This window comes from Tumebacillus permanentifrigoris (assembly GCF_003148565.1).
GTDB classification, from domain to species: domain Bacteria; phylum Bacillota; class Bacilli; order Tumebacillales; family Tumebacillaceae; genus Tumebacillus; species Tumebacillus permanentifrigoris.
The window spans coordinates 216133-234073 of sequence record NZ_QGGL01000004.1; the positions used below are offsets into that span (position 1 = coordinate 216133).

2 protein-coding genes are annotated in these 17941 nt (G+C 56.9%); both read right to left on the bottom strand.

What is annotated here, in order from left to right; translation table 11 throughout:
* Positions 1–148: 148 nt before the first annotated feature.
* Positions 149–11767: an SDR family NAD(P)-dependent oxidoreductase gene (locus C7459_RS06210; RefSeq protein ID WP_109687460.1), complete on the bottom strand. Its 11619-nt coding sequence runs from the start codon at positions 11765–11767 to the stop codon at positions 149–151.
* On the bottom strand, positions 11768–17932 hold the full coding sequence (locus C7459_RS06215; protein WP_109687462.1) for a type I polyketide synthase: 6165 nt from the start codon (positions 17930–17932) through the stop codon (positions 11768–11770).
* Between the last annotated feature and the right edge of the window lie 9 nt (positions 17933–17941).

Consider the following 17941-nt stretch of genomic DNA (forward strand, 5'->3'; position numbering starts at 1 on the left):
CGCTTCGTCCTTCGTGATCTTCCCTGCTTGAAGCTGGCTGTACAATGCTTTCAATTGATCATTCATTCATATGACCTCGCTCGCATGGTTTCTCCTATTAGACTCAGGGGAACCCCATGATAGGCTGTTCCCCTGCGCCTTTTTCCCTCTAGGAAATTTTCCAATCACTCCCGATAAGTTGGTCGATCTCTACGTCTGAACTCAACATCTGCTCGATCATATCCAGGAAAAATTCATCCGCTGTTTCCACCGGCTGGCTTGTAGCGGCTCCGAACGTAGTTCTCAACGTGGGAACATGCCCTTCCACGACGATCACTTCCGATGTCCCGACGGACAAGGCTTGCTGGAACGATTCGATGCCAACTCCTGTGCGCAACAGTTTCAGGCCCAAGTTCTGCAGCATCATTTTTTCAACCTCGGCATCCACCTGCATGCCGCCCTCTTGCCAGAGCGGCCAGTTGATGGAGATCGTCTGACCTCGACGTTGGTTGGCCGCCACTTGTTCGTTGCGGTACTGTGCATAACGGTCTAGGAATGCATTCGCCGCCGCGTAGTCTGCTTGACCCGCATTGCCAAGTGCGCCGGCAACCGAGGAGAAGAGGACGAAGAAGTCCAGTTCGAACTCGCGGCTCCCTGCATCCAAGTTCATCACGCCCGCTACTTTGGGAGCGAAGACTTGCTGAAGCTCACCGACGGTCTTGCGCAGGATGTAGTTGTCCTTCGTGATTCCTGCGCTGTGGATAATGCCGTTCAGATTGCCGTATTCCGCTCGGATGCTGTTCATCAGCCCTTGAACATCCCCTGCATCGGCGACGTCCACTCGTTGGTAGCTGACTTTTGCACCCAAGGCTTCTACGATCTTGAGCTGCGCCTGCTTCTCAGCGCTCAACTCCGATCTCCCGGTCAGGATCAACACAGGCTGTTGCGCTTGACGAGCGATCTCCTCCGCGAAGATCAGCCCAAGCCCTCCGGCACCGCCGGTGATGAGATACACACCCTCATCCTTCCACTGGGGAGTGAGGTTTTGCAGAGCTTCAATCTCCTGCCAACCTGCGACCCAACGCTTGCCATCTGCGTAGCGAATGTGCTGATCCGCCGGGCTGAGTTTGTTTTCCATGAGCTGTGCAACACGCGCAGTCGCGTCATGCGCACCCTCCCACTCGATCATCTGGGTGATGAGCTTCGGATTCTCAAGTCTCGCCGTCTGCAGCATCCCCTTCAGTCCCGCGAACAATTGCTGCTCGCCGTGCTGGGAAGTCGCCACTTGAATCAAGACATTGCCTTGCGGTTTCGACTGGATGATTCCTTGCAACTGCTCCAACGTCTGTGCCGCATACGCTTGGTAGCGTTCCGCAATGCCCGTGCCCTCTGCGTGCAATTGGATGCAGGTGGCACCGCTCATGGTGCCGCCAATGTGTGCAAAAACCTCTTCATCCGCTTCGCAGAGCAAGACGAGATGCTGGCTGTAGTGCGGCTCAGCAGTCGTAGGGTCTACGCTTTGCAGGGTCCAAGTCGGCTCCAGCATCAGGGTTCCCGTCGATTCGTTCGGGGTTCCCTTTTCGGTCAGCCGCGTCGTGAATCCGCTCATCCGCACCCGGACGTTGCCCAATGCATCGCAGACATCGATGTCTAGCTTCTGCACTTTGTCTCCCGCTTGGCTGCCCTCCATGTAGCGGACGTATGCCCACATCGTGGAGACGCAAGGGCCGAACACTTCCAGTTCTTCCAGCGCGAACGGCAGGGCCGGTTCTTGCGACCCGATGATCAAGCCGATCGAAGACTGGATCGCCGAATCGATCAAGGCCGGGTGGAGCACATAGTGTTGCTCAGTGCCGCTGATGCAGGACGCCAGCGTCAGTTTCGCCAAGGCTTGGTCCTGACCCGCATACACGACATCGATTCCGCGATGGGCTTCTCCATACTCCAGCCCCATGTTGCCAAACGCACGATAGCACGCTTCCGATGTCAGCACGTTCAGGTTGCAGTCCGCCCGAATCGCATCGAGATCGAGGCTCGGTGCGAGCGTGTCTTCGCGATGTTCCGCAATCCCTTGGCTGTACACGACTCGCTCGCCGTGCTCGCCATGCTCGCGGTAGATCTCGTAGGAGATATCCCCTTGGTCTTCCTCGTAAAGTCCGATGTGTACCTCGACCGGCTCGTCGTCGACGAAGATCGGGGAACTCCAGACCACGTTTTTCAGTGCGAAGGCCACGGCCTCCTCACCGGGTCCGCCTGTCGCGTTTTCCACTGCGACGCGTGCCATCTCCAAGTAGGCAGCGCCCGGCAGCACTTTACGCCCTTGCACGCGATGATCGGTGAGGAAGAACTCCTGTCCCGTCAAAGTGGTGCTGTAGCGTTGTTCCGACAGAACCGATGTGTTGCGGTGCAACAGCGGGTGCAAGACGGCAGGCGTTGCCGCGGCGCTTGGGCTGTTCGAAGCTGCCTTGGCTTGAGGTACCCAGTACCGCTCTCTCGCGAACGGATAGGTCGGCAGGGAGATGCGGCGGGCGCGTTGCTCGGTGTAGAGCTTGCTCCAATCCAGATAGAGACCCTTCACCCACAGTTCCAACAGCTTGGTATACTTTCTGCGCTCAATCCAACGGTCGACAGCTTCCTGCAGATCATCGTCGTCTGCGAAGATCGACAGCATCTCTTTGTTGCGCTTGATCTGTCCACGGTACACCTCTTCAGCACTCGCTGGTTTTTCGAGATATCCGCTCAGCTTCGCTTCCAACTCAGCAACCGATTCAACGATCAGGCCCAAGCGCTCATCCATCTGTTCACGGCCCACTTGGAGCGTGTACGCCAGATCTGCGAGCAGCGCGTCCGAATAGGATTCTTCGCGGATCGCCGTCAGCAGTTGCTTCACTTGCTCCTGCAGACGTTCTTCCGTCTTCGCAGACAGGATGATCACGGCCGGATTCTGCGGGGTGATCGTCAGGGTCGAGTCGGACGCTTCGGCGGTCGGGATGTATTCCTCGATGACCACGTGGGCATTGGCGCCACCTGCGCCGAAGGACGAGAGCCCGGCGATTCTCGGGTATTCCCGGGTCTGCCCATCGAGCTCGATGATCGGTCGCTTCCATTCGGCCAGCTCTTGCTGGACTACGAACGGCGTTTGGCTGAAGTCAATGTTCGGATTCAGGATCTGCGAGTGCAGGGACGGTACCAATTGCCCGTGCTTCATCTGGAGCAGTACTTTCGTGAGGCCGGACATGCCTGCCGCGCTCTCACAATGCCCGATGTTCGACTTCACAGATCCGATCGCACAGTACTGGTTGTCTGTTGTGTAGGCTTTGAAGCTGCGGCTCAACCCGGCAATTTCGATCGGGTCGCCCAGCGAAGTTCCGGTGCCATGCGCTTCGAGGTAGCTCATCGTGCGCGGGTGAACGCCCGCTGCCTCCAGAGCCTTGCCGATGACTGCCGCTTGGGCGATGGGGTTCGGAACGGTGTATCCGTTGGTTTTCCCGCCATGATTGATCGCGGTTCCCTTCACGATGCCATAGATGTGGTCTCCATCGGCAATCGCCTTCGCCAGCGGCTTGAGCAGGACTGCGCCGACGCCTTCTCCCGGCACGTACCCGTCGCCACCTGCGCCGAAGCTTTCACAAAGACCTTTGCTGGAGAGGAAGCTGCCTTGGGCCAATTCCAAGTATTTGTTCGGATGCACGGAGACGTTTACGCCACCGGCAATCGCCACTTCCGACTCCTTTTTGAGCAAGCTCTGGCACGCGAGGTGAATCGCGGTCAACGAGGAGGAGCACATCGTATCCAGCGCCAAACTCGGTCCGTGGAAGTTGAAGAAGTACGAGACGCGGTTGGCAATCGATGCCGGATGGCCACCGATGGCGAACGGTTGCTCTTGGCCTTTTCCTTGTGCGACGTACAGGTGATACTCTTCGTACATCACGCCCACGAAGACCCCTACATTGCCAGTCAAGTCGTGGTCGCGCACCCCGTTCAAGCCCTCTCGTGTGTAGCCCGCATCTTCAATCGCTTCGTAGGCGCTCTGCAGGAACAATCGCTCCTGTGGGTCCATCATCTCGGCTTCACGCGGTGAGATGTTGAAGAACAGCGGATCGAATTGGTCGACCCCGTCTACGAAACCGCCCCACTTGCCGTATGTTTTCCCGACCGTGTTCTTGCGTTCGTCGTAGTACAGGCGGTGATTCCAGCGATCCTCGGGGATCTCGGTGATGGAATTCTTGCCAGCCTTGAGATTCTCCCAGAACTGCTTCAGATTCTCGGCACCTGGATAACGACCGGAGAGCCCGATGATCGCGATGTCTTGGGACGTCGCCGCTTTGGGTTCAGATGCTGTGCTAGCGGTGGCAAAGCGCGAACGCTTCCGACCGCGCGCTCGTCCTTTGGCCGGCTTCGGTTCCGCGACGGCGGTGACTTGCGCAGGAGCAGCGGCTGCTCGCGGTTTGTCCTTCAGATCCAAGAGTTCCTTCATCTGCTCTGGATGGGACTGCAGGAAGTACTGCGTCAGTTCTTGGATGCTTTGGTATTCGAAGAACAGTGTCTTGGACAGCGAACCGAACACTGTCTCCAGTTCATCGGTCAACTGCATGATCATGACAGAATCGATGCCGTAGTCTTCCAGCGCTACTTTGGCTTCAATCCGATTGGCCGGTAGCTTGAGCACGGAAGACAGTTGCTTTTTGAAGTACTGAACAGCTTTCTCACTCAGCTCAGCCGCAGAAACGGTCGAGGTTGCCGGAGTTTCCGCCTTGACCTGTGGTGTCTGGGTCATCTGCACCACGCGTTTCGCACCCAGCAAGTCCTTCATGCGGGTCGCGTGTCCTTGCAGCCCGACGAACTGATGCTGGTCTGTTGCGACCGCTTGATAAAAGAGTTCCATCCCCGTTTTGGTTTCCAGCGGGAGAATTCCCATCGTGCGCAACATCATCTGTTGCGTATCCTCGTGAACCTGCATCCCGCCTTCTTTCCAGAGCGGCCAGTTCATCGAGAGCGTCTTGCCCGTGCGCTGTTGAGCAGCCACCAAGCCATTGCGGTAGTGCGCATAGCGATCCATGAAGGCATTCGCCGCCGCATAATCGGCTTGACCGGCATTGCCGACCGCTCCAGCAAGCGAGGAGAAGAAGACGAAGAAATCAAGTGGCAAGGAAGCGCTCGCTTCATCCAAGTGGACGATCCCGGATACTTTAGGTGCCAGCACGCCGCTGACTTCTGCTGTCGTTTTCTTCAAGATAAAGTTGTCGTGGATCACACCCGCACTGTGAATGATCCCGTTCAATTTCCCGTACTGTTGCACGATGCTCTGGATCAATGCGTCTGCGGCTTCTCTGTCTGCTACATCCGCTTGTTTGTATGCCACGGTCGCGCCCATCGCTTCCAGCGCCTTCAACTGCTCCAGCTTCGCAGCGCTGAGTTGCGAACGGCCCGTCAGAACCAAGGTGGCCTGCTTCGCGTGCGATGCGATCTCGGTTGCAAAGACCAGACCTAAACCGCCTGCACCACCCGTGATCAGATAGACGCCGTCCTCCTGCCACGGAAGTTGTTGCACCGCTGGGGACTGGACTTCGACTTCACGCCACGTTGCCACCCAGCGTGTCCCGTCTGCGTACTTGATCAAGCGATCAGCAGGGCTCTGTCTGTTTTCGTTCAGTTTCGCAACCAGCAGGCCTTGGTCCTGAGCGGAATCCCATTCGATCAGCTGACCGATGATCTTCGGATTCTCAAGCCCTGCGGTCTGTAACATCCCTGCCAGCCCGGAGAACAGGCGTTGCTCCCCTTGGTGCGCGGTGACGATTTGGACGAGGATGTTGCCATCCGCTTTTTCGCGGATGATTTCTTGCAGATGTTCGAACACTTGCAGGGCATAGGCTTGATAGCGGGCTGCGATGCCTGCCTCCGCAGATTGCAAGGTGATGCTGACTGCGCCGCTCAGTTCGCTTGCGATACGCTCAGACAATCCATCGGCCGGCTCGCAGAGGAACACTACATGCCGCGCATAGTCAGGTACAGCGTCGGATGACGCTTTTTGCTCCGTCCATGCCGGTTCGAACAGCAGTGTGGTGTACGGATCTGTCGAGCTGGTGTCACCATCAAACTCCCGCGACGAGAATCCTTTCAGTCGCACGAGGACGTTGCCCGACTCGTCTGTGAGATCCAGATCCAGCTTTTGGACCCGGCCCCCCGCCACGCTGCCTGCACTGTAGCGAACGTGTGCCCACATCTGGGATGCACAGGCCCCGAACACTTCCAGTTCTTCGAGCGCAAATGGTACGCGCAGCTTCTGCTTGCTCGGCCATTCGCCGCTGAGGAGCATCGTGGATTGCAGCGCCGCATCCAGCAAACTCGGGTGCAGCGTGTAGAGGTCCGCCGTCGTTTCCAACGTGGTCGGCAGTTGCAAGCGCGCCAACACTTGGCCTTCACCGACCAGCACGCGCTCAATCGCTTGATGGCCTTTCCCATATGCGAAGCCTAACTCTTGGAAGGCATCGTAGCATTCTGCAGCGGTGACTTCACGGAGGCGGCAGGCGGCTTGCAAGGCTTGCAGATCGACATGCGGTGCTTCCGTTGTTTGCGACAGGCTCAGACGGCCTTGGCTGGCAACTTCCTGCTCGCCATTGTAGACCTCAAAGGCGATCTCCCCGTTGTCTTCTGGATAGAGTCCGATGTGTACGTCGACTGGCTCCTCCTCGACATGAATCGGGCTGGCCCACGCCACATGCTTCAGTTTGACGCGGACTTGGTCGGGCTGTTCCTCATGCGCGATCGCCGCTTCGGTGATCGCTGCTCGCGCCATCTCCAGATAGGCGACGCCAGGGAGCACTTTGCGTCCGTTGATCTGATGGTCGGCGAGGAAAAACTCGCTGCCCGTCAAGGTGGTGCTGAATCGCTGCTCGTACAGGTCGGACGTGTTGCGATGCAACAACGGATGGAGATACGTTGTGGAGGGCAGCGCCGCGAGCACTGTGCGTGCCGAGTTTCCGGTGACTTGCTTTTCCAATTGCGGGACCCAGTAGCGTTCGTTGGCGAACGGATAGGTCGGCAAGTGTACCCGACGCGGCTTGGTGCCCGCGTACAGCTTGTTCCAATCCACGGTAGCGCCTTCTACCCACTGTTGTGCGAGTTGGGCTCTGTCTTCCAGGTTCTCGACACTGCCGGTCGAGCGCTTGCCTTCCTTGGCCTCACCTTGGAAACAGTTGGTGATGCCGGATCTCCCCTCGACAAACGCGCTCAGCTTCTGAATCAGTTCCTCCGTTGAGTTCACGACAAATGCAACTCGGGTGTTCATGACTTCACGCCCGACTTGGAGCGTGTAGGCCAAGCTCTGGAGGTCTTCCGTCCCGTTCAGATGCTGCAGCAGCTTGGTCGCCGACAGGAGCAAGCGCTCCGCGCTTTTTGCCGACAGCGGCACGAGGACAGGGTCGGCGCTGTGTGGCGTGGAGGCGAGCTTCGACGGTTGCGGGATGTACTCTTCGATGATCAGATGGGCGTTGCTTCCGTTCGCGCCGAACGAACTGATGCCTGCGCGTCTCGGGAACACCGTGACTTTGCCATCCACTTCGATCTCAGGACGCTTCCATTCGCGATGTGTGCGCTCCATATAGAAGGACGAATTCTCAAACGAGAGGTACGGATTCAATTCCTCCGAGTGCAAGGACGGGAAGATCTCGTGGTGCTTCAACTGCAACAGCAGTTTCGTGATGCCTGCCACGCCAGCCGCTGCTTCCAGATGGCCGATATTCGATTTCAGAGACCCGATGGCACAGTATTGCTTGTCCGAACTCCATTTGCGGAAGGCTTTCTCCAGCCCTTGCAGTTCGATCGGATCGCCGAGCGAGGTCCCGGTGCCATGTGCTTCGATGTAGCTGATCGTGCGCGGGTCGATGTTGGCGCGTCTGATCGCATCGGCGATGACTTCGGATTGGGCAACCGGGTCTGGTACCATCGGTCCCGAGGTTTTGCCGACATGATTCAAGGCAGAGCCTTTGATCACACCGTAGATCGGGTAGCCTTCTTTTTCAGCTTGGGACACGGTGGTCAGCAACAGCGTCCCGACACCTTCACCCGGCACGTAGCCGTCCCCGTCCTTGCCGAAGCTTCTGCAACGCCCGTCAGAGGACAGGAATTGCGCCCGCTTGAGGAACAAGTACTTGTGTGGGTGCGTGACGAGGTTTACGCCGCCCGCAATCGCGAACTGACATTCTCCACGTCGGATGCTGTCCGAAGCCAAGTGAATCGCTGTCAAGGACGAGGAGCACATCGTGTCCACCGCCAACGAAGGACCGTGCAGATTCAAACTGTAGGAAACCATGTTCGGAATCTGCGCCGAACCGATCCCGAACGACATCGGCGTGCCCTGTTGCGTCATCTCCGCTGCGTACAATTCGTAGTGGTTCCAGAAGACGCCGGCGAAGACCCCGACGCTGCGGTCGCTGGAGGAAGCATACTCATGCTTGTTGCGGTTGATCTGGAACCCCGCATCCTCGCAAGCTTCCCATGCTGATTGCAGGAAAAGTCGCGCTTGCGGGTCCATCATCTCCGCTTGGTACGGCGAGATGTTGAAGAAGATCGGATCGAATTCGTCGATTTTGTCGACAAACCCGCCATGTTGATAGAGGTCTTCCACCTCATATGGGAAGATCTGATCGTTCCAGCGATCTTTTGGCAGGCCGGTGACGCAATCCTTGCCCGCCTTCAGGTTGGCATAGAGTTCCTCCATCGAGTTCGCCATCGGATAACGACCGGAGACCCCGATGATGGCAATGTCCTCCTGCAGACCTGGCAGTGCTTGCGCCGGAGCGGCAGACGCCGTGTACGCGACAGGTTCAAGTGCTGCGGTGGCGATGTTCGCTTGTTGCTTTTGGCGAATCAGAGCTTCGTCTCCGTAAAAGACGCCGACTTGCGGACGGCTCTGTTGCAAGGAAGCATCCAGCACAGCGAGACCTTCTGCGGAAGGCATCGGTAGCAGACCGGTCGAGGCGAACAGGCGGTTTTTCATATCCGCATCAATTTGCATGCCCCCGTCTGCCCACAGCGGCCAGTTTACCGAAATGCACTTGCCATGACGTTTGCCCTGTGCCGCCAACTCGTTGCGCTGCTCAGCGAACAAGTCGAGGAAGACGTTCGCACTGGCATAGTCGGATTGGCCCAAGTTCCCGATCACAGCGGAGATCGAGGAGTAGAGGACCAAGAAGTCCAGTTGCTCATCGCGCAACACTTGATCGAGATTCCAAAGCCCTTTTAGCTTGGGCTGTACTACCTCACGGATCGTATCCGGGTTTTTCTGTACGAGGAACTGGTCTCTAACGACGCCAGCACAGTGGTGAATCCCGGTGATCGTCCCCCAACGCTCTCGGATGGCGCGCAGGGCGCGGAGTGTTTCGGATTCATTGGCGAGGTCCGCTTGCAAGTACAGGACTTGTGCGCCCTTTTTCGTCAACTCGCGGATGCTCGATTCCTTCTCCGCGCTCAACTTCGAACGGCCGATCAGCGCGAGTCTGACTTTCGCAAGGCTCGCCATATGATGTGCGACCATCAGGCCGAGTCCGCCCAGACCGCCAGTGATCACGTAGACCCCATTGTCCTGATACGGCGACTGGCTGGCGTTGCCTTGTACATGGAGTTCGCCCAGTTGATGGACATGGCGTTCCAGTTGCTTGCCTCGATAGTGAACGCTGGAAGTTCCTTTCCCGAAGTGGCGGGCTTCGCGTTCCAGCAAGGCGGTCATCGTCTCCTGTGACAGAGCATCGAACGAGTCCACGCCGACGATCTGGGTGTGAATCTTCGGAGTTTCCAAGGCGGCTGTTTTGAGAAGCCCTTCCAGTGCGTACACATAGCGGCCTTGGTCTTTGACTTCTGCGACGATCTGAAGGAAGCAATCCTGCTGTTTCTTTTCTTTCAAATGGGACTGGATCAACAACACCATCTGTTTCAGTTTCGCTTCAAACTGATCGACGAGGTTGGCTTCCTTCGCGTGCTGCAACACGACAATCTCTGCGTGTGTATGTGCTTGCACGAAGGATTGCAGCGGTGATGCACCGTCGTAGAACACAATCACATGGCGACGCGCTGGCGGAACCGTGACGCTCTCCACCACTTCCTGTCTGCTCCACACCCGTTCGAAGAAGATCGTTTGCCCCGCTTGTTCGAGAACTTGTGGCGTCGGTGCGGAAGGTGCGGCCGCAATCGGCTGCTGTGCCGGCGCTGCTTGCGGGGCGGCTGTTTGGAACGCGGACGCCCAGTTGTCCTTCACGTATTCGGCCAGCGTTTCGATCGTCGTGTATTCGAACAGCAAGGTCGGATACAGCGGTTCTTTGACTTTTTCCTCCAAGACTTTGACCAGTTCGAGCAATTGACTCGAATCGAGTCCCAATTCGTAGAACCCGGCTTGAATGGAGATGTCGTCGGCTGGCTTGTTCAGCTCGGTGCCGATCTCAGCTTGCAGGTACGAGATGACCGCCTGTAGCGAGTCTTGTGCAGAGGCTTGCACCTGAACGTGCGCCGCAACTTGGGCTTGCGGTGTCGGTGCTGAGACTTGCGCTTGGACTTGCGGTTGCGCGTGGGCGGTGAAGACGCTCGCCCAGTTCTCTCGCACATACTCGGCTAACGTTTCGACCGTCGAGTACTCGAACAACAAGGTCGGGTACAGCGGTTCCTTCACTTTCTCTTCCAGAACTTTGACGAGGTCGAGCAGTTGGCTCGAATCAAGCCCTAACTCGTAGAAGCCTGCTTGAATGGAGATGTCCTCGGCTGGTTTGTTCAGTTCCTTGGCAATCTCTTGTTGCAAGTACGAGATGACCACTTCCAGCGCATCGCCTTGTTGGACCACTGCCGGAGCCGGAGTCGGAGCCGGTGCTGCTTGTTGGATCGGGCGGACGGCCGCCGGTTCGACTGGACGGGGCGCTTCGGGCGTCCATTCGATCAATTTGCGGATCAAGTGCGGCTCGCGAATCCGTTTGAACGTCAATTGCTCCAGTTCGGCCAGCACGTCACCCGTTTCGTCAAAAATCGTGACATTGCGGTTCACGATGTCCTTCTGCACATTCACTTCGTTCTGCTTGGTATAGACATAGATGGTTTTCGGGAAGGTCTTGTACATGCAGACCCGTTGGAACATGAACGGGATATACGCGGTGCCGTCTTGGAAAATGCCCTTGGCTTGGTGGCTGAGCGTGTACGACGAACCCGAGAAGGTTGAGCCGTCGAGGAACGCGACGTGCGCATAAAATTGGCCCAGGAATTCCTCCGCCAATCCGCTCAAGCCGAGCTGCATCAGTTCTTCCTGTTGTTCCGATTGGTAGACCGTGCCGAGGGTTTTCATGAAGGTGTCATGGTGAATCTTGACTTGGCGCGCCATCGCATACACATCATCCATGTCATACTTGCGCACCGCACGGTTGATGAATCCTTGCACATCGAACTTGGGAATCTGCGTTGCCGTTTCCTTCCGGTACATGCGGCACTCCATGTTCTGAACCTGCTGGTCTTCGAGGATCGTGTCGCCCTTCACTTTTTGACTGGAAATGTTGACTTTCCAATGATCGTGGTGCGGGGTGAAGGTGACCGATACTTTTTTGTCAAACACTTCGGAGGTGACGACCGGCTGGATGAACAGGATGTTGCGAAGTTCGATTTTTTGCGTGCCAAGGTATTTCGGAGCCAACCTGTACACCATATCCAGCAGCGTGACGCCGGGTAATGTGCGCACCTCATGGACCGTGTGGTCACGGACGATATAGTTGCTATGAAGTACACGCTGTACGAAGGTTTTTTGAGTTTGACTAGACATTTATTCGTTCCTCCCATCATCCTCAAAGGAATCGAAGAATGACATGAATTCCGATTCTCGATTCACGTTCACCGGGGCCGCGCTGGGTGCTTGCGCCTCGGTTTGCTCCGGCCACGGCCAGTATCTCTTCCTATTAAATAGGTTGTTTCGCTGGGTGTTTTCTAGGCGCGCTTGCAGGGATGCCGGGACCCCTTCGTTGCTCACGAGAACATGCGCGTTGTTGCCACCCAAACCGAAGGCACTGACCCCTGCCCGCAGCACGCCGTCTTCACTGGTCCACGGTTGCTGGTCTTGGACGATGTAGAAGGGGGAATCCTGGAACTGGAAGCGCGGGTTCGGTTCGCTGCAATGCAACGTAGACGGAAGTTTGCGCTCCGTCAGGCCGAGCAGGACTTTGATCAAGCTCGCCATACCTGCCGCACTGAGCAAGTGTCCGATGTTGCTTTTCACACTGCCGACGCCGCAGAACTGGCGCTTGGTCGTGTACTTGCCGAAGACCTGCGTCAGGGCTTTCAATTCGATCGGGTCCCCGATCAAGGTCCCCGTGCCGTGCGTTTCCACGTAGTTGATGCTCTCGGCCTTGATCTTGGCATCGGCAATCGCTTTTTCGATCAGTTCTTTCTGTGCTTCTGGGTTCGGTGTCGTGATCCCCATCGTATTTCCGTCGTTGTTGATCGCCGACCCGTCGATGATGCCGTAGATTTTATTCCCGTCTTCAATCGCTTTCTGCAACGGTTTCAGCAGCAGGACACCACAGCCTTCACCGAGCCCGATCCCGTTGGCGTTGGCACTGAATGTCTTGCAACGCCCATCCGGTGACAGGACGCTGGCTGCACTCAATGTCAGGTACATCGTCTCATCCAACAAGATCTCAACCCCACCTGCCAACGCCAGATCGCACTCCCCATGCAGGATGCTCTTGGCTGCCAAGTGTACGGCGGTCAGCGAACTGGAACACGCCGAGTCGATGACCATGTTCGGCCCTTTGAAGTTGAACACATGCGAGATGTGTGCCGCGATGAAGTTTTGTCCGGTGGCGATGATCGTTTCTTTTTTGTTTTTGCCGAGTTTTTGATGGAAGTTGCTGACCCGCGATCCGACGAACACCCCGACTTGCTGGTTCCAGAGGTCTTTTTTGCCATAGCCTGCATCGGCGATCGCTTCAGCCCCTACTTCAAGGAACTTGCGCTGCAAGGGGTCGACTTGTACGGCCAGCGACTCCGGGATGTGGAAGTACTCAGGATCGAATTGTTCGATATCCGGCAGGAACCCGCCCCACTTGGAGATGCTTTTCTCGTCGCGGTGTTCATTCGGATGGTAGTGTTCGTTGATGTCCCAACGGGACTTCGGAACCTCGCGCATGCTGTCTTTGCGCGCGAGCAGGTTGTCCCAGTAGACCCGTGCATTCGGTGCATCCGGGAATTGGCAAGCCAGACCGACCACCGCAATTTGCATCTTTTGGCGAGACGCTTCAGGGGCGGAAGACTGAACTTGTTGTTGGTGGACTTGCTGTTGTTGAACCGGCTCAGGCGCTTGTTGGGTGGAAGCGCTGGTCGACGCGTGCGACGCGCCGATCGAGAACAGCTCCCCGAGCACTTCCGGGTACGTCTGCGCGAGATAGTCCGCCAGACTGGTCATCGTCGGATTCTCCAAGAGGACGGATGGGTCCATCGCGACCGTTTTCAGTTCGCGGTCCATCCGTGTCACGACTTGTGCCAGCAGGATCGAGTCCATGCCGTAGTCTTGGAACTGGATATCCAACTCGAATTCGGAGGCATCAATGTTCATCTCTTTGGAGAAGAGGGAAATCAGCCACGTTTGGGTCGCTGTGATCAATTCCTTCTGGTTCATCGATGGAACCTCCGGAGCTGGTGGTTGCTTCGTTTGAATTCCACTTTTTTTAGCCTCCCTTAGAGTGCGCTGCATCAATTTTTCCGGGTGCCAGACATCCGGGTTGTACACAGCGGGCAGAACGACCCGGCCCGGTTTCTCCGCCAGAATTCGATCCAGCATCGTCAAGCCTTCTTGGTTCGTGATGCTCATCAAGCCGGTTTGTTCATAGGCGGTGTTTTTGAACTCGCCCATCCCCGCTTCCTTCCAGCTCGGCCATTGGATCGCGACGACCGGGCACGTCTGTGCCACAGCATGGGCAAAGTAATCCAAATGCGCATTGGCCATCCCGTAATCACTGACACCTGCCGCGAGCGTCGGGATGACGGCAGAAACCGACGAGAACAAGACAAAGAACCGCAGTGGTTCTTGTTTGACGCTTTGATACAAATGATCAGCACCGATGAGCTTCGGCCCCAGCGTCTGCTCAATTCCGGCGACCGACTTGCGGATAAAGGCCGGGTTTTCACGATCCAATGAACCCGCACAGTGGATGACCCCACCGATCGGACCCAGCGTTCGCTTGATTTCCTCGATGTTGGTGCGCACGGCGGATGCATCTGTCAACGGCAACGACCAGACCCGCACATCAACCCCGTGGCGTTCCAGTTCTTGAATTGCCTGCAATTTCTCGGCCAGTGCGCCGCTCTGCCCTTGATACGAGTTCCACTGCTCTCGCGGTGGGAATACATCTCGCCCGGTCAGCACCAATCGCTTCACACCGTAGTGCTTCACGAAATGCTGTGCGCAGAGGAAGCCCAGTCCTCTCGTCCCGCCGGTGATCAACAGCACTTCGTCAGGGGAGAATCGAATGCTCGCCGTGGTCGCTCCCGCTACCTCCGGCAGTTCCTCCAGATAGGCGCGGTATCGCTGACCGTCGCGGTAGCAAACCTCCGTCTCCTCGCTCTCCGCTCGGAACTCAGCGACGATCTGTTCCGCCAGCGCCCGATCCGCGCTGGAGGACTCCCCGTCCATATGTCGGGAACGGATGTGGCGGTACTCACTTTGCAACATCCGGTACAAGCCGGCGCGGGAGGAGCCAGACAGTTGAACCTGCTGATTCTTGAAGGCTTCCAACCCTTTGGTCACACACAACAGCAGGAGTTCCTCTCGTCTGCCGAACTCGATCCATTTTTGCAGCCAAGAAATCCAAACCCGATCGCTCGATTCCTCGCTTGCACACCCCAACAGATCGATGCATCCAGCGTATTGCTCCCACACGTGTGGCGGTTGCTGTAGCTCAGCTCGGAGATCTTCGAGATTCAGGATGCGTACTTCACCTGGCAGCAGTTGAGAAACTGCATCTGCCAAGGATTGGGTCGCGTAGGTGGTCAAGATCGCGACGGTGCCGTGGCCTGTCTTGATCCCTGCCGCCGGGCTCGGTGCCCATTGCTTGGTTAACAAGGCGTTGGGCCGTGTCAACTTTTTGATGACATGTGCGGCAGGAACAGCTGGTTGCTGGATCGTGATCGTCTGTGGGTCCGGCTTGTTGGCGGCGAAACGGAACGTGTCGCGCTTGAACGGGTAGACCGGCAAACTGATCTTGCGGAAGGACTGGTGTTGAACCAGCAGATCCCAGCGGATCTCCGCGCCCTCCAGCCAGAGGGCCAGCAGGGTTTCGTTCAAGCTCCGGTTCGCATCTCCATCTGCTTTCAGATCCACCTGCAGATATTTCGCCGCCTCACCAACCGGCTCACGCGCTTCCGTTCGCGCTGCAACTTCGAACCAGTCCTCGACTTGAATCCAATCCTGCAGGCGTTGGTTGTGCTCGCGAAGCACGGCATAGCCCTGAGACAGCTCGGTCGCTTGGATGCGTTCATGTAGAACTTTTGCGGCCTGCTCGGTGTCCGGGTAGTCGCTGCACAGCAAGTCGACGAACATTTCCTTCGTCATGACTTGGCCTTCCAGCAAATCGATCAGTTCATAGAAGCCTGGGTTATCCAAAAGCTGCGGGTCCCGCAGCGCCCATTTTTGATTGAGCTTGCGAAGCGAACTGACCAGCACCACCAACAGCAACTTGATCTCTTGCTTGTAGCGGTCGGCACCTGACGACGACAACAGCTCGTCCGTAAACAACAGCGCCCGCAGGTCATAGCTCGAATGTTTCTGAAGCACATCGTGCCAGTCATTCAAAAACTTCTTGAACGTAAACTGGGAGTCATACAGCAATCGAGCTTTGTGTACGTAGCGTTCGATGACCTTGGCATTGTGCGAGCTCGGAATCTGGTCCAGTGCTTTCAGGAGCAGCTGCACGTACTCCCCGTCCACTTGGACAGGCGTCCAGATCTGTCCGGTCACCGGATCGTAGAAGGGAATCGTCGGGCGCTGTAGCACAGCGTCACTAAGCTCCATGTTGCCACTCAACACCGCCAGCAGATCCTTCACATCGAGCACGCCGCTGATCGCCAGCGCGACACGGAGACCTGACTGCTCCCCGACCAACAGCTTCGGAGCGACCCCCAGCTCAATCAGCGTCGCCGCATACGCATAGCCTGCGAGGAAGGAATAGAGGTTGCGATGCGACCCTACCCATTGCTCTTGGAAAAAGCCTTGCACCACATTTTGCGGGACGCGCAGTTCCTCCAGCAGGCGAATCAGCGCATCTAGCTGATCGCGGAAGACACTGTTTTCCACATACAACGACTTGATTTCAGCAAAAGAGTTCCACGGCGTCTCTGGCACATGCAAGCGTCGACCTTGGCGGACGGTCTTCGCTGTCGCAGGCGTGTCCGATCTCAGGAATTCCTTCAGCTCGGCTTGGTTGCGGATCAGCTTGCCGAAGCGATACGGGTAACTCTCTCTCCCGGTCAGCAGGGTATTGCTGATGTCCCACAGGCGGCTGGCATCAAAATCAGGCTTGTTGACAAACGCTCTCCACTGGGCCACCACGTTTTCCAAGCTGTGTTTGTTTTTCGCCGATAGCAGGAAGAAGTAGGAGTCCCGCGCTGGAGCTGACTCCGGCAGTACACGCGCTTCTTGATACTCCTCGATCAAAACATGGGAATTGACCCCGCCAAAACCGAAGGAGCTCACACCTGCTCGCAGTGGAAGTCCCGCTTGTCTGGGCCGCCAGTCCTGTAGAGCGGTCGAGACGGAGAAAGGTGTGGACTCAAAATCAATAATGGGGTTGAGCGTCTGCACGTTTAAGGATTTCGGCACTTTTCTGTGCTTCATCATCATCAGAACCTTGATCACACCGGCCATGCCTGCCGCGCTCTCCAAGTGCCCAATGTTCGTTTTGACCGAACCGATTTGGCAGAACTGGTTGTCATCCGTATAGGCGCGGAAGGCTTGGGTCAACGCTTCGACTTCAATCGGATCGCCAAGCGAGGTGCCCGTGCCATGCGCTTCGATATACCCGACGGTGTCCGGGCCAAAGCCCGCAGTTTCGTAGGCACCCAGGATGACATCGCGCTGTGCCTTCATGCGCGGGGCGGTCACAGACTGGCCTTTGCCGGTGTGGTTCACCGCCGAGCCTTTGATCACGCCGTAGATATGGTTGCCGTCCTCGATGGCTTTGTCCAAACGTTGCAAGAGCAGTACCCCGATGCCATCGCCCGGAACATACCCGTTCGCATCCTTGTCGAAGGTTTTGCATTGTCCGTCTGGACTTAACATGCGGGACTTCGAGAAGGAGATGTACTTCAAGGGATGGATGTTCAAGTTCACGCAGGAGGCGAACGCGAAGTCACAATCCCCTTGGATCAGCGCGCGCTTGGCCTCGTGGATCGCGATGATCGAAGAAGCACAGGCCGCATTGACCGGCAAACTGGCCCCTTGCAGGTCGAATGTATAGGAAACCCGGTTCGCCATCAGGCTCTCGTAGTTCCCGAGCGCCGCATAGCTATCGGTCGTCAGCGTGGGATCGCTAAGCCCTTGGAGGTAGTCCGCGGTCATCACGCCCACGTAGACGGACGTTTTCTTTTGCTGGAGCACGCGCAACGGAATGCCAGAGTCCTCGATGCAGTGATGTGTCTCTTCCAGCAAGAGCCGCTGTTGCGGGTCCATGTTGATCGCTTCACGCGGGGAGATCTGGAAGAACTGATGGTCGAAATCAAAAATGTTATCGACGAGACCGCACCACTTGCTGTTGGTTTTGTTCGGCTCCTCGATGTTCGGTGAATAAAAGTCGCGGATATCCCAGCGGTCAGGGGTCATTTCCCGAATCGAGTTGACGCCCTGCACGAGATTTTCCCAGAATTGCTCATACCCATCTGCACCCGGAAAACGGCATGCGATCCCGACAACGGCAACATCCTGTTGGGGAGGCCTCATTCGTTTCAC